The organism is Xanthomonas phaseoli pv. dieffenbachiae, assembly GCF_008639345.1.
In the GTDB taxonomy this organism is placed as follows: domain Bacteria; phylum Pseudomonadota; class Gammaproteobacteria; order Xanthomonadales; family Xanthomonadaceae; genus Xanthomonas; species Xanthomonas phaseoli.
On the sequence record NZ_CP041380.1, the window covers coordinates 2,676,114 to 2,689,649 of the forward strand.

General features: G+C 65.8%; 11 protein-coding genes and 1 other RNA gene. 7 read left to right on the plus strand and 5 right to left on the minus strand.

The features are described from left to right. The first annotated feature begins 115 nt into the window (after positions 1-115). The 3 genes from FLG15_RS12230 to FLG15_RS12240 all read left to right on the plus strand — a co-directional run bounded on the left by FLG15_RS12230 (position 116) and on the right by FLG15_RS12240 (position 4,133). The gene (locus tag FLG15_RS12230; protein WP_005923173.1) at positions 116-664 is read left to right on the plus strand and encodes a YaeQ family protein; all 549 of its coding nucleotides are present in this window, start codon (positions 116-118) and stop codon (positions 662-664) included. Continuing rightward, positions 661-1,842, plus strand: a complete 1,182-nt coding sequence (locus FLG15_RS12235; RefSeq protein WP_057679768.1) for a BaiN/RdsA family NAD(P)/FAD-dependent oxidoreductase — start codon at positions 661-663, stop codon at positions 1,840-1,842. Before FLG15_RS12230 ends, FLG15_RS12235 begins: the two co-directional genes overlap by 4 nt. 221 nt (positions 1,843-2,063) lie before the next feature. Then, complete coding sequence (locus tag FLG15_RS12240) at positions 2,064-4,133, plus strand: GGDEF/EAL domain-containing response regulator (RefSeq protein ID WP_057679767.1); 2,070 nt, start codon at positions 2,064-2,066, stop codon at positions 4,131-4,133. A 100-nt stretch (positions 4,134-4,233) separates the two neighbouring features. Here FLG15_RS12240 and htpX read toward each other — a convergent pair whose 3' ends face one another. Then, a complete protein-coding gene (gene htpX / locus FLG15_RS12245) occupies positions 4,234-5,112 on the minus strand; it encodes a protease HtpX (RefSeq protein ID WP_008576145.1) in 879 nt (292 codons plus the stop codon). A 96-nt stretch (positions 5,113-5,208) separates the two neighbouring features. Here htpX and gluQRS point away from each other — a divergent pair, with 96 nt between their 5' ends. From gluQRS to FLG15_RS12265, 4 genes are all read left to right on the plus strand, one after another. Beyond that, a complete protein-coding gene (gene gluQRS, locus FLG15_RS12250) occupies positions 5,209-6,108 on the plus strand; it encodes a tRNA glutamyl-Q(34) synthetase GluQRS (protein WP_057679766.1) in 900 nt (299 codons plus the stop codon). Between the two features lie 84 nt (positions 6,109-6,192). Next, positions 6,193-6,933, plus strand: coding sequence for a beta-ketoacyl-ACP reductase (locus FLG15_RS12255; RefSeq protein ID WP_017159201.1), 741 nt, complete (start codon positions 6,193-6,195; stop codon positions 6,931-6,933). Between the two features lie 159 nt (positions 6,934-7,092). Then, the gene (gene phaR / locus FLG15_RS12260) at positions 7,093-7,668 is read left to right on the plus strand and encodes a polyhydroxyalkanoate synthesis repressor PhaR (protein ID WP_031423057.1); all 576 of its coding nucleotides are present in this window, start codon (positions 7,093-7,095) and stop codon (positions 7,666-7,668) included. A gap of 60 nt (positions 7,669-7,728) precedes the next feature. Further along, positions 7,729-7,803: non-coding RNA, sX9 sRNA (locus FLG15_RS12265), on the plus strand. Between the two features lie 53 nt (positions 7,804-7,856). On the opposite strand, the gene FLG15_RS12270 is transcribed toward FLG15_RS12265, so the two are convergent. From FLG15_RS12270 to FLG15_RS12285, 4 genes are all read right to left on the minus strand, one after another. Further along, a complete protein-coding gene (locus FLG15_RS12270) occupies positions 7,857-8,831 on the minus strand; it encodes a TraB/GumN family protein (protein WP_057679765.1) in 975 nt (324 codons plus the stop codon). A 33-nt stretch (positions 8,832-8,864) separates the two neighbouring features. Continuing rightward, positions 8,865-9,800: a DUF1684 domain-containing protein gene (locus tag FLG15_RS12275; protein ID WP_057679764.1), complete on the minus strand. Its 936-nt coding sequence runs from the start codon at positions 9,798-9,800 to the stop codon at positions 8,865-8,867. Beyond that, the gene (mutL, locus tag FLG15_RS12280) at positions 9,800-11,677 is read right to left on the minus strand and encodes a DNA mismatch repair endonuclease MutL (protein ID WP_057679763.1); all 1,878 of its coding nucleotides are present in this window, start codon (positions 11,675-11,677) and stop codon (positions 9,800-9,802) included. The genes FLG15_RS12275 and mutL overlap by 1 nt, the downstream gene beginning before the upstream one ends. Positions 11,678-11,813: 136 nt before the next feature. Beyond that, on the minus strand, positions 11,814-13,529 hold the full coding sequence (locus tag FLG15_RS12285) for an N-acetylmuramoyl-L-alanine amidase (RefSeq protein WP_150146419.1): 1,716 nt from the start codon (positions 13,527-13,529) through the stop codon (positions 11,814-11,816). Positions 13,530-13,536: the final 7 nt, after the last annotated feature.

Here is a 13,536-nt window from a genome sequence, read left to right on the forward strand (position 1 = left end):
CATCCAGCTGTCAGCCAGCCCAGACCCGGCCGACGACGCACCTCTGCCAGATGCCGGCGACACCCGGCGCATGACCGGCCGCGTATCATAAGCGCCCTTTGCAACCGGCATCCTGATGGCCCTCACCGCCACCGTCCGCAGGGCGGAACTCCAGATCAGCGACATGGACCGCGGCTATTACGCCAACCATTCGCTGACCCTGGCCCAGCACCCTTCCGAGACCGACGAGCGCCTGATGGTGCGGCTGCTGGCGTTCGCGCTCTTCGCCGACGACCGTCTGGAATTCGGCCGTGGCCTCAGCAACGACGACGAGCCGGACCTATGGCGGCGCGACTACACCGGCGACCCGGACCTGTGGATCGACCTCGGCCAGCCGGACGAAAGCCGCGTGCGCAAGGCCTGCAACCGCTCGCGCGAGGCGGTGGTCATCGGCTACGGCGGCCAGGCCACCGAAACCTGGTGGAAGAAGCACGCCAACGCCATGGGCCGGTACCGCAATCTGCGCGTGATCGAGCTCGACTCGCAGGCCACCGAAGCGCTGGGCGCATTGATCCAGCGCGGCATGCGGTTCGACGTGATCATCCAGGACGGCGAAGTGCAGATGCTGGCCGACCACGGCAGCGTCACCCTGACCCCGATGGTGCGGCAAGCCCCGGCCGAATGAGCATGCGTTGCGACGTGCTGGTCATCGGCGCCGGCGCTGCCGGGCTGATGAGCGCCTTCACTGCCGGCCAGCGCGGCCGCAAGGTGTTGGTGATCGATCATGCCAACAAGGTCGGCAAGAAGATCCTGATGTCCGGTGGCGGGCGCTGCAATTTCACCAACACCGGCACCACGCCTGGCAACTTCATTTCGGCCAATCGGCATTTCTGCAAATCCGCGCTCGCGCGCTACAGCCCGGCGGATTTTGTCGAGATGGTCGAACGCCATGCCATCGCCTATCACGAGAAAGAGCTGGGCCAGCTGTTCTGCGACATCTCCTCCAAGCAGATCGTGCGCATGCTGCTGGACGAATGCGACGCGGCCGGCGTACAGATCCGCACCCAGTGCGATGTGCAGTCGGTCCAGCGCGGCAGCGACGGCTTCGAGGTCCAGACCAGCCAGGGGTGCGTGCAGACGCAGTCGTTGATCGTGGCAACCGGAGGGCTGTCGATTCCCAGCATGGGGGCCAGCGGCTTCGGCTATACCTTGGCCAAGCAGTTCGGCCATGCGCTGCTGCCCACCCGCGCCGGGCTGGTACCACTCACGCTGAGCGGCACGCATCAGGAACGTTTTCAAGAGTTGTCCGGGCTGGCGCTGCCGGTGCAGGCGCAGTGCAACGGAGCCAGCTTCCGCAATTTCATGCTACTCACCCATCGCGGGGTCAGCGGCCCGGCGATCCTGCAGATTTCCTCGTATTGGCAGCCGGGCGACGATTTGCGGCTGGATCTGCTGCCCGGTCGCGATGCGGCGACGTGGCTGCGCGAACAAAAGCAGCAACGCGGCGCCACCGAGCTGCGCAATGTGCTGGCCGACGTGCTGCCGAAACGGTTTGCACAACGCTTGTGCGAGCTGTGGCTGCCAGACAAGCCGGTGCGTCAGCTGGATCCGCCGCAGCTGAAAGCCGCCGCCGAGTTGCTCGGCAGCTTTCCGCTGATCGCCAGCGGCACCGAAGGCTATCGAACGGCTGAAGTCACCCTGGGCGGGGTCGATACCCATCAGGTTTCCAGTGCGACCATGGAGTCGCGTCTGGTGGCAGGCCTGTACTTTGTCGGCGAGGTGCTGGATGTCACCGGCTGGCTGGGCGGTTACAACTTCCAATGGGCGTGGGCGTCCGGCCATGCAGCGGGAAGCGTGGCGTAATGCCGCTGACGAGGCATTGCGGGTCGCCCAGCAATCACCCAGGCGCCTCGAACACGCGCTCGCGGCATGGACAGCGCGCTGGAGAAACGGCCGATGCTCGCCAGAAGGTATCTTCCAAACGCAAATATTGCTCTACGTCTCACACTTGATGCGGCATGCTCCACACACATGGACGTGCCAGACCCCTTCGTGTATTAAAGCCCGTCTCTAGGGAGCCGCGCATGCAAAAAGGCAAAGATCTCACCCTCCGCCTGATGATCGTCGACGACAGCGTGGAGAGTGCGGAGACCATCGTCACCGCGCTGCGCAACGGCGGCATTGCGGTACGTCCATCGCGACCGCAAAGTCAGGAGGAACTGGCCAGCATGCTGTCGGGCCAGATCGATCTGGCCATCCTGGGTCAGGCGCAGCAAATCCCCATGAGCGCCTTGCAGACCCAGATTGCGGGCAGCGGCAAGGACATCCCGATCATCTTGCTGGCCGAGCGGATCGAAGAGAACACCCTGGTCGAGGCCGCTTCGCACGGGGTACGCGCCATTGCATTGCGCCACCGCCCTGCGCATCTGCTTGCACTGGTGCGCTCGGAATGGGACGACCTGCAGGCCCGCCGTGGACTGCGCCGCATCGAAGCGCAGATGCGCGAGACCGAGCGCCGCTGCGACGCACTCATCGCCTCTTCGCGCGACCCGATCGCCTACGTGCATGAAGGCATGCATATCCGCGCCAACGATGCCTATCTGGAAATGTTCGGCTTCGAGTCATTCGACGATGTCGAAGGCATCTCGCTGCTGGACATGATCGCCGCGCAGTACGTCGACGATTTCAAGCAACTGCTCAAGGCGATGTCCAAGGGCGAGCCGCCGCCGGCGCAGTACAAGCTCGATGCACGCCGCGTGGAAGGCGACACCTTCCCGGCCACGATGGAGTTCGCCACCGCCACCTATGAAGGCGAGCCGTGCATCCAGGTGGTGTTCCGGCGCCGCGAGGAGTTCGACCCGGAACTGGCACGCGAGGTCGAAGACTTGCGCCAGCGCGACCAGGTCACCGGCCTGCTCAATCGCCCCACCTTCATGGTGGCGCTGGAACAGGCCGTCGCGCAGGCCGGCCGCAGCGAGGGCCAATCCGGCTTCCTGTTGATCGAGCCGGATCACTACGCACGCATCCTGCCGGAGTTCGGGCTGGATTCGGCCGATGCGCTGATTGCGGCGCTCGCCGCGCACGTGGCGAGCGTGCTGGACGACAGCGTGTTGGCCGCGCGTTTCGGCGAACACAGTTTCGCCCTACTGTTGAACGGAAATTACGCGCGCACGCATGCGCTGGCCGAAACCGTGCGCAATGCGTTCGCGCAGCATGTCGTCAGCGTAGGGACGCGCTCGGCCACGGTGACGGTGAGTATCGGCGGCGTGCAGATCGGCGAAAAGATCGCCAGCATCGGCCAGGTGCTCAATCGCGGTACCGAAGCGGTGCGCACCACGGCCGAGCTCGGTGGCAACGCGGTCAGCATCTACGACCCGGCTGCGGCGGATCGGGCCGAGGAAGAACGCATCGAACGTTGGGTCGAGCAGCTGCGCGAAGCGTTGGTCGGCGACGGTTTCCTGTTGCATTACCAGCCGGCGCTCAACCTGCAAGGCGAGCCGCTGGAGCTGTATCAGGCCTTCCTGCGCCTGGAACGCAACGGCGAAATGATGTCGCCGAACGCATTCATGGCCATTGCCGAAGAGCACGACCTGGTCACCGAAATCGACCGCTGGGTGGTGGCGCGGGCGATTCGGCAACTGGGCGAACGCCAGCGTGCCGGGCACAAGACCCACCTGCTGGTGCGCATCGGGCCGAACTCGTTCTCGGACCCGCAAATGATCGACACCATCCGCGAGCAATTGGCGGTCTACGGCGTCCCCGGCGAACGGCTGTGGCTGCAGACGCCGGAGTCGAAGGTGTTTACGCACCTGCGCAATGCGCAGCAATTCCTGGCTGCGGTGTCGGCGATGGATTGCAAGGTCGGGCTGGAACAATTCGGCTCGGGCCTGGATTCGTTCCAGTTGCTGGCGCATTTCCATCCGGCCTTCCTCAAACTGGATCGTGGCATCACCGGCGACATCGCCTCGGCGCGGGAGAGCCAGGAAAAGATTCGTGAAATCACCTCGCGCGCGCAACCGGCCGGCATTCTGACAATGGCCGAATTCGTTGCCGATGCCCAGTCGATGAGCAGCTTCTTCAGTGCCGGGGTGGACTATGTCCAGGGCGATTTCGTGGCGCCGACCGGGCCACTGATGAATTACGAGTTCGGCTGAATGCCGGCAGCGCCCGCGCGTTTGCACCATCGCAAGGCAACAAAAAACCCGCATTGCGCGGGTTTTTTGTTGCCTGCCAGGCAGCCACGGATCCGGCCACTTACATGGCGCTACCGCTGGCGGCGCGCAGCGCAGCGATGCGTTCGGTGAGCGGTGGATGGCTCAGGAACAGGCGGCGCAAGCCCTCGCCCACTCCGCCAGAGATGCCGAACGCCTGCACTTGCGAGGGCAAGGTGTTCTGGCCATGGTTGAGCGACAGCCGCTCCAGTGCAGCGATCATCTTGCTACGGCCGGCCAACTGCGCGCCACCGGCATCGGCGCGGAATTCGCGGCGCCGCGAGAACCACATCGCAATCATGGTCGCGAACAGGCCGAACACCATCTCCAGCGCAAACACGATGATGTAGTACGCAAAGCCACGACCGCCTTCGCGGTTGCCCGACAAGGCGCTGTCGATGATGCCGCCGACCACGCGGGCCAGCACGATCACGAAGGTATTGAGCACGCCCTGCAGCAGCGCCATGGTGACCATGTCGCCATTGGCAACGTGGGCGATCTCGTGGCCAAGCACCGCCTCGGCTTCATCCTGGTCCATGTTCTGCAGCAGGCCGGTGGACACCGCCACCAGGGCGTTGTTGCGGTTGGCACCGGTGGCGAACGCATTGATTTCCGGGCCGTCGTAGACTGCCACTTCCGGCATGCCGATGCCGGCAGCCTGGGCCTGGCGGCGCACGGTCTCCAGCAACCAGCGTTCGGTCGGCGTGCGCGGCTCGGTAATGACCTGCGCGCCGGTGCTGCGCTTGGCCATGAACTTGGACAGCAGCAAGGAAATGAACGAGCCGCCGAAACCGAAGATGGCGGCCATCACCAACAGGCCACTCATCTGCGCGGGATTGACGCCCAGCAACGACATGACGATGCCGGCGAGCATCAGCACCGCAAGATTGGTCAGCAGGAACAGGAAAATGCGGTTGAACATGGCGCGATGGCTCCACGGATGCGGGTGAACTGATGCGGATCTGCGGGTGTTGCGGCTTGAAATCAAGCAAGCACCTGACCGACGATTCAGCTGCCCATGCCATCGCCCTCCTATCTCGGCCGCTTCGCGCCCTCGCCCACCGGCCCCCTGCACTTCGGCTCCCTGCTGACAGCGTTCGGCAGCTGGCTGCTGGCCCGGCATGCCGGGGGGCAGTGGTGCATACGCATCGAAGACATCGACCCGCCGCGTGCCGAACCCGGCGCCAGCGAACGTCAGCTGCGCACGCTGGCCGCGTTCGGGCTGCACTCGGACCTGCCGGTGATCCGGCAGTCCGGGCGCGATGCGGCCTACACCGCCGCTATCACGCAACTGCTGGAAACCGGCCAGGCATTCGAATGCAGCTGCAGCCGTGCCGATCTGGCCGACATGGGCGGCATCCACCACGCCTGCGTCGCGCCACTGGGCGAGCGCCGTGCCGTGCGCCTGCGGGTGCCGCCGCAATCGCCAGTCGGCTTCGACGACGCCTTGCAAGGCACGGTATTGCAGGACGTCTACGCCGAGGTGGGCGATGTGGTGCTGCGCCGCGCCGATGGATATTGGGCGTACCAACTGGCGGTCGTGGTGGACGATGCGGCGCAGGGCATCACCGATGTGGTGCGCGGCGCCGACCTGCTCGACTCCACCCCGCGCCAGATGCTGCTGCAGCGCGCACTGGGCCTGCCGCAGCCGCGCTACGTGCACCTGCCACTGATGCTGGATCGCAACGGCCGCAAGCTGTCCAAGTCGCACGACGCGCCCGCACTGGACGACGCCGATCCACTGCCGGTCCTGCACGCCGCCTGGGTCGCCTTGGGACAACAGGCCGACGCGCTGCCGCGGCATGCAGCCGTGGAAACCCTGCTGCAGCACGCCGTGCAGCACTTTTCGCCACGGCTGCTTCCGCGCCAATGCGAGCTGGACCTCGATGTGTACGCATCCGACCTCCAGCGTGACTAGAATTGCGGCCCAGCACCGGCGCCGGGGCGCAGCATTGCCGCGCCCCCGAATCGCCCTCAGCCTCACTTGTTGATTGGAGTCGTCATGACATCTCGCGTCGCATTGGTCACCGGCGGCACCGGCGGTATCGGTACTGCCATCTGCAAGCGCCTGGCCGACCAGGGCCACCGGGTCGCCAGCAACTTCCGCAACGAAGAAAAGGCCCGCGACTGGCAGCAGCGCATGCAGGCGCAGGGCTATGAGGTCGCCCTGTTTCGCGGCGATGTGGCCTCTTCCGAGCATGCGCGCGCGCTGGTGGAAGAGGTCGAAGCCTCGCTGGGGCCGATCGAGGTGCTGGTCAACAACGCCGGCATCACCCGCGACACCACCTTCCATCGCATGAGTGCCGAGCAGTGGCACGAGGTCATCAACACCAACCTCAATTCGGTCTTCAACGTGACCCGCCCGGTCATCGAGGGCATGCGCAAACGCGGCTGGGGCCGGGTGATCCAGATCAGCTCGATCAACGGGCTCAAGGGCCAGTATGGCCAGGCCAACTACGCCGCCGCCAAGGCCGGCATGCACGGCTTCACCATTTCGCTGGCGCGCGAGAACGCCGCCTTCGGGGTTACCGTCAACACGGTCTCGCCCGGTTACGTGGCCACCGACATGGTGATGGCGGTGCCGGAAGAAGTGCGCGCCAAGATCGTGGCCGACATCCCTACCGGTCGCCTGGGCCGGCCGGAAGAGATCGCCTACGCAGTGGCCTTTCTGGTTGCGGAAGAGGCTGCCTGGATCACCGGGTCGAACCTGGACATCAACGGCGGCCACCACATGGGCTGGTAACGTTTGCTGCAACTTTGCGGTGCAGCATGGATTTTGCTCAAAAACCATGCTGCGCAACATTTTTAATGTGTCCGCTTAAGCAAATAAGGCGTTTTGGCTGTTGCAAGCGCTGCTGCGGTGCGCCATCCTGCGCGCACTATCAGTGTGGGTGAACGTTCCATGGCCGGACTTCGCATCATCAAGAAGTATCCCAATCGCCGTCTCTACGACACGGAAATCTCCAGCTACATCACCATCGAAGATGTGCGCCAATTGATCATCGATGGCGAAGAATTCGAAGTACGCGACGCCAAAAGTGGCGAAGACCTCAGCCGTGCAGTGCTGCTGCAGATCATCGCCGACCGCGAGCAGGACGGCGAGCCGATGCTCTCCACCCAGTTGCTGAGCCAGATCATCCGGTTTTATGGCGACTCGCTGCAGGGCTTCATGGGCAACTACCTGGAGCGCAGCATGCAGGTGTTCCTCGACCAGCAGCAGCAGTTCCGTCAACAGATGGGCAACCTGCTCGGGCAGACCCCGTGGGCGATGATGAATCAGCTGACCGAGCGCAACCTGGAGTTGTGGCAGGAGTTCCAGCGCAACTTCGGCGCCGGCTTCGGTCGCCCGGGTGGCCCTGGCACGCCGCCGAACCCACCCGGGGCGAGCGGCCTGGGCAGTGGCCCGATGGGAACCGGCACGCACGGCTCGGCCGGTGGCAACCACGGCACGACCGGCAAGGCCCGCAACCGCGGCTAAGGGCGCCAACACCACGATTTGGCAGCCACCCGGCAGATGCGGCCGGCGACCGGAATCCTCATGTACTCCTCGGACATTCCGGTTTCGCTGCGCCGACCATGCCACCTGCGGGTTGGTCGCGGCGTGGTGTCGACTGTTTCAATCGTCGGACGCTGCGCCAGCAGCGTCACGCTCCCAGGCGCAACCACTCAGTGGCTGGCCTGCTTCGTGCAGGCCGAGCAGATCCGCTCCACGTGGTAGCCGCGTGCACGCATACGCTCCACCACCCCGTCATTGCCCAGCAAATGCAGCGCACCGACCACTACCAGCGTGGTTCCGCTGCCTTTGCCGAGCCGCTGTTCCAGCCGCGGCACCCAGCGTGCATTGCGCTCGACATTGATGTCCTGATACAGCGCCGGATACTGGCGGCGCATGTCTTCGGCCATCTGCGTGGAGAGCGTCCGCACATCGCCATTGCGCCAGGCGGCGTGCAGCTGGCGTAGCTGGTCGGTGGCATCGGCCTCGTCCAGCGATTCCTCCAGCAGCTGATGCTGCTCGGTCGGCGACATGCCATCGAGCAAGGCGATTTGCTCAGCGGCGCGCTCCAGGCCGTCGGCCGGTTTGCCGCGCGCCTGCGCCTGTTCCATCAGGTAATGGTCCAGCCCTGCGTTCGGGTCCATGCCTTGCCGGGTCATCTCCGCCAGGCTGATCGTCAGTGCCACGAACCAGGGCTTGAGCGGCTGCAGGCTCGCCAGCGACATGCCGTACTTGCGGGCGTAGGCGCTCAGCGCCTGCCAGGTCTTCGCATCCAGCGAGTCCTGCAGCGTACGCCCGTCGGTGCGCCGTGCCGCGTGCAACATGCGACCGGCCAGCTCTGGCGATTGCGCATCGTCAGGCGGCAATTCGAACAGCAGGCGGTCGGCCTTGGCAAAGGCCTGCATGACATCCGGCGATAGCGGGTAGTCGCTGGGCTTGAGCACATGAAACGAGCCCAGCAGATACAGCGTGCCGCCCTTGCCATCGATCTTCCACAGCAGCGGCACCGGCGGGCCTGCCGGCACGTCGCCGGCATCGCGCGCCCATACCGGTACGAGCGCCCCGCTCCACAAGGTCAGGCCGAGCAGCGCGCCGCTGCACCAGGCGGCAATCCGTTTGCGCGTCGACAGTGTCCGTCGCCTGGTCACGAGGCTTCTCCGCACGTGTAGATGCCGCGCATGTCAGTGCGGCACCTTGTAGGCCTTCTCGCCTGCCGACACCGCCAGATCGATGCGGTTTTCCGGCGGCGGCAGTGGACAGGTGGCGAACGGGGTGAACGCGCATGGCGGGTTGTAGGCGCGGTTGAAATCGACCATCACATGCCCCGAGGCATCGGGCACGTCCAGATCCAGAAAACGTCCGGCCGGATAGCTGCCGTGGCCGCTGGTACGGTCGGCGAATACCACGAACATCGGCCGCCCCGGCTCGCCGATGGTTTCCAGTCGGTAGCTCTTGCCGTCGCGCTCGAACTCGATCGCGCCCGCGTTCGGCTGCTCGCTACTGATGCCGACGATGTCGACGATCGGGATGGTCTTGCCGACGGCGTTGGGCACATAGCGCGCGTTGATGCGCCAGGACGGATCCAAGGGCCAATAGTCCAGGCCAGCGAAGTGCGTGCGCGAGCTCGCGTCGGCATGCTTGACCCGTAGCGCATAGCGGTCGCCGCGATGGATCAGGCTCAACACGCCCTTGCCGTCGTCGAAATGGATCAGGGTGGGCTGCGGATCGCGGTCGGACTGGAAGCGGATCCGGCTGGTCAGCGGCTTGCCATCGAGGGTCAGCGCTGCGCCACGCTCGGGCACGAACCAGACCGCGTTGTTTTCGGTGGACACCATGCCCATCTTCGGCGGGCCTACCGCGAGTTTGATACCGCTGTCGGCGCTGCTGCCGATGTAATGCGCCTTCAGCGACAGCCAATGCAGGCCAACCAGGCTGGTCCAGCCATCGGGCGCGCGCAGTTCCTTCATCCGTGCTTCGCGCCAGGCGGCGGTGTCGGCCAGAAATGTCTTGTCGAGTGCGACCGGCGCAGCCGGCGGCGGCGCATCGCGCCCGCAACCGACCACCGCTGCTGCGACCAGCATGCCGAGCAGCCAGCCCTTCCCCCCATGCACTGCCATCAACGCCCCCTCAGGAACCAACGATCGATATCGCTCAGCGTAAACCGCGCCCAGGTCGGTCGGCCATGGTTGCACTGGCCCGAGCGTTCGGTGGCTTCCATATCGCGCAGCAGCGCGTTCATTTCCGGCACGGTGAGGCGGCGGTTGGCGCGCACTGCGCCGTGGCAGGCCATGGTGGAGAGCAGTTCGTCGCGTGCGCTGGCGATGCGGCGGCTTTGACCATGCTCGCGCAGATCGCCCAGCACATCGCGCAGCAGCGCCTCCGGCTCGGCATTGGCCAGCAGCGCGGGAATGCTGCGCACGTGCAGCGACTGCGGGCCGGCGCGGGTAATCTCGAAACCGAGCGTGGCCAAGGTCTCCGCTTCGCGCTCGGCGGTGTCGGCTTCGCGCTCGCCCACCGCCAGCGTGATCGGCACCAGCAACGGCTGTGCGTGCAGGCCGATGCTGTCGTGCGCGTTTTTTAGCCGCTCATAGCCGATGCGCTCATGCGCCGCGTGCATGTCGACCACGATCAAACCTTCGGCGTTTTCGGCCAAGATGTAGATGCCGTGCAGTTGCGCGATGGCATACCCGAGCGGCGGCACACCGCTGTCTTCTGCAGTTGCCGGCAATCCGGTGCCGGCCATGCTCGGCATGCCTGCCGATTGCTGCGCGCTGCTCGGCGGCGCCGCATACAGCGCGCTGTAGGCGGCGCGGGCCTCGTCCACACGCAGTCCCAACGGCGTTTGCGAAGGCGTCCAGCTGGCGTAGCCATACGTGCCATTGCCGCTGCCAGATGTGCTGCCATCACGCGGGGCGCCGCTGCCAGCGAGACTGCCCATTCCTCCGAACGTGCCGCCCATGTCGGTGGCGCCTTCGCTACCGATGCTGTTCGGGGTAACGCCGGCACGGGTGTGCGCCAAGGCATCCTGCAAGGTGCGATAGACGAAATCATGGATCAGCCGCGCTTCGCGGAAACGCACCTCGTGCTTGGCCGGGTGCACGTTGACGTCCACGCGCGCCGGGTCCAGCTCCAGAAACAGCACATAGGCCGGCTGCCGGCCATGGAACAGCACATCGCCGTAGGCCATCTTCACCGCATGCGCCACGCTGCGGTCCCTGACCGACCGGCCGTTGACGTAGAGATATTGCTGGTCGGTGCTGGCACGCGAGTAATGCGGTTGCGCCACCCAGCCATGCAGGCGCAGGCCGGCGCCACTGTGGTCCACGCGCAAGGCCTGACGCGCAAAATCGTCGCCCAGCGTTTCGCCCAGCCGCGCGTCCGAATACAGATCGCCCGGCTTGTAACGCCGCGACGGCTTGCCGTTGTGCGAGACGCGCAATTCCACATCCGGCCGCGCCAGCGCCAACGAACGCAGCCACTCTTCGATGTGGCCGAGTTCGGTGCGTTCGGCACGCAGGAATTTGCGCCGCGCCGGCACATTGAAGAACAGTTCGCGCACTTCGACGGTGGTGCCTGGCGCGTGCGCACGCGGAATCACCTCGCCCAGGCGGCCGCCGTCGATTTCCAATGCAAAGCCGTGTTCGGCGTCGGGGCGACGCGAGATCAGGGTAAAGCGGCTGACCGAGGCGATCGACGGCAAGGCTTCGCCACGAAAACCAAGCGTGGCGACGGTTTCCAGGTCGTCCAGCGAAGCGATCTTGCTGGTGGCATGCCGCGACACCGCCAGCGGCAGTTCGTCCGGGGAGATGCCGCCACCGTTGTCGCGGATACGGATCAGCCGGACGCCGCCTTCTTCGAGCTCGATATCCACGCGCGTGGCACCGGCATCGAGCGCGTTTTCGACCAGTTCCTTGACCACCGATGCGGGCCGCTCGACGACTTCGCCGGCAGCGATCTGGTTGATCAGAATCTCGGGCAACTGGCGGATCGCCATCAGCGCACGCTCCCGTGCGGCACGCGCGAAACGCGGTAGATCGGCGGTGTGACAGGCAAGACAGACGTCGGCACGGCAATCCGGCGGCGCCAGGCGCCGTCATCAAGGAATCAGTGCGGAATGATAGCCGAGCGGGTCAGCGGCTGCCGCCGGCCACGGTGCCCACTGCATCGGCTTCGGCCTGCGCACGCGCGGCGAACAAGGTACCTGGCGGCGGTTGGCGGGTAAAGAAGGTATCGATGCCGTCGAGCACGGCGCCGGCAATCTTGCGTTGGTAAGCGGGATCGATCAGCCGGCGTTCTTCATCCGGATTGGAGATGAAGGCGGTTTCCACCAGCATTGCCGGCATGTCGGAGGTGCGCAGCACCGCGAAGTTGGCGCGCTCCAGTTGCGGCTTGTGGTTGTTGCCGATGCGCTTCAACCCCCCAAGCACGTGGCCGGCGGCATCTTCGGAAGCCTTCATGTGTCCGCTCTGGGCCAGGTCCAGCAACACGTTGGCCAGGGTGCTCTCGGTTTGCTGCAGGCGCACGCCGCCGACCAGATCGGCGGCATTTTCCTTGTCGGCCAGCCAGCGCGCACGTTGCGACGAGGCTCCCTTGGTCGACAGCACATACACCGAGGAGCCGGTGGCGCTGCGGTTTTCGGCGGCGTCGGCGTGGATGGAGATGAAGATGTCGGCCTTGGCGGCGCGGGCTTTTTGCGCACGCATCGGCAACGGAATGAACACGTCGGTATCGCGGGTCAGGTAGGCCTTCATGCCCGGCGTGGCGTTGACCTGGCGTGCCAGTTCACGCCCCACCGCCAGGGTGACGTCTTTTTCGCGCTTACCGGTGGGGCCCATGGCACCCGGGTCCTGGCCGCCGTGGCCTGGGTCGATCGCCACGATCAACGGCCGCATGCCCGGTGCCATCTTGATCCGCGACGCTTCGCTTGGCAGCACCGGGCGCGGCGGCAGGTCGTCGTCGCCTTCGGCAGCCACGCTGCTGACCGCATTGTTGGGGACGGTTGCTGCGGCATTACCGGAAGGTGCGCCCATCGGTGCCCTGCCGCCATTCAAGATGGCAGCTGCAGATGCACTGCTGCCCGCCACTCCCGCTCCGGACGCTACGTTGGCGTTGACGTTGGCGTTGGTCACTGAAGCACGGTTCGGCGCGTTGCCGGCGACGCCGGTCGGCGCTGGTGCACTCGCGGAGGTAGCAGGCCGAGGCGTCGGCACACCGGTGGCGACAGTGGTCGGCACCGGAGCCTGGGTAACGGTGGGCATCGCCGATGCCGGCACAGGCGGTGCAGGCGGCGGAGTCGACGGCTGGGGCGGCGGCACCGACGAGGCCCGTTGCGCAGACGCAGCCAAGGCGGCAGTTGCGCGTGCAGCTTCGGCCTGCGCATTGAGCGGACGCGGCGCCGGCACTGCCGTTGGTGCAGCCGCGGCAACTGCGGAGGCCGCCGCCGGCGTCGGATCGCCTGGCCATTCGATCACCAAGGTCGACACGCTACCCAGCGTCTGCATCTGCGGCTTGAGCGGCGTAACCGGCGTTGCCAATTCGAACACCACACGGAACGTGCCAGGCACCGGCTGACCGGTGCGCACCGAGGTCACCAATCCGGCAGCGGGCGGCAGCTTGAGACCACGCACGCCCGAGGACTCGGGAAAATCGACAACCAGGCGCGTCGGGTTCGCCAGCGACAGCGTTTTGAAGCCGCCGCTGCCGGCCAGCTGAATTTCCGCGCGGGTTCCGGTGGCTCCGGTACTGACGCCAACACCCGTGATTTCACCGGCCCAAGCAGCAAAAACCGCCAGGCTCAAGCTGGCGGTCAGGGCGGAAAGACAGAACTGGCGAATCCCCGGTGTCATGGCGCTG

Bases quoted from the DNA above. Each gene is read 5' to 3' on its own strand.
- FLG15_RS12235 (WP_057679768.1), top strand. From the start codon at position 661: ATGAGCATGCGTTGCGACGTGCTGGTCATCGGCGCCGGCGCTGCCGGG.
- htpX (WP_008576145.1), bottom strand. From the start codon at position 5,112: ATGTTCAACCGCATTTTCCTGTTCCTGCTGACCAATCTTGCGGTGCTG.
- mutL (WP_057679763.1), bottom strand. From the start codon at position 11,677: ATGGCGATCCGCCAGTTGCCCGAGATTCTGATCAACCAGATCGCTGCC.
- FLG15_RS12230 (WP_005923173.1), top strand. From the start codon at position 116: ATGGCCCTCACCGCCACCGTCCGCAGGGCGGAACTCCAGATCAGCGAC.
- FLG15_RS12255 (WP_017159201.1), top strand. From the start codon at position 6,193: ATGACATCTCGCGTCGCATTGGTCACCGGCGGCACCGGCGGTATCGGT.
- gluQRS (WP_057679766.1), top strand. From the start codon at position 5,209: ATGCCATCGCCCTCCTATCTCGGCCGCTTCGCGCCCTCGCCCACCGGC.
- FLG15_RS12275 (WP_057679764.1), bottom strand. From the start codon at position 9,800: ATGGCAGTGCATGGGGGGAAGGGCTGGCTGCTCGGCATGCTGGTCGCA.
- phaR (WP_031423057.1), top strand. From the start codon at position 7,093: ATGGCCGGACTTCGCATCATCAAGAAGTATCCCAATCGCCGTCTCTAC.
- FLG15_RS12285 (WP_150146419.1), bottom strand. From the start codon at position 13,529: ATGACACCGGGGATTCGCCAGTTCTGTCTTTCCGCCCTGACCGCCAGC.
- FLG15_RS12240 (WP_057679767.1), top strand. From the start codon at position 2,064: ATGCAAAAAGGCAAAGATCTCACCCTCCGCCTGATGATCGTCGACGAC.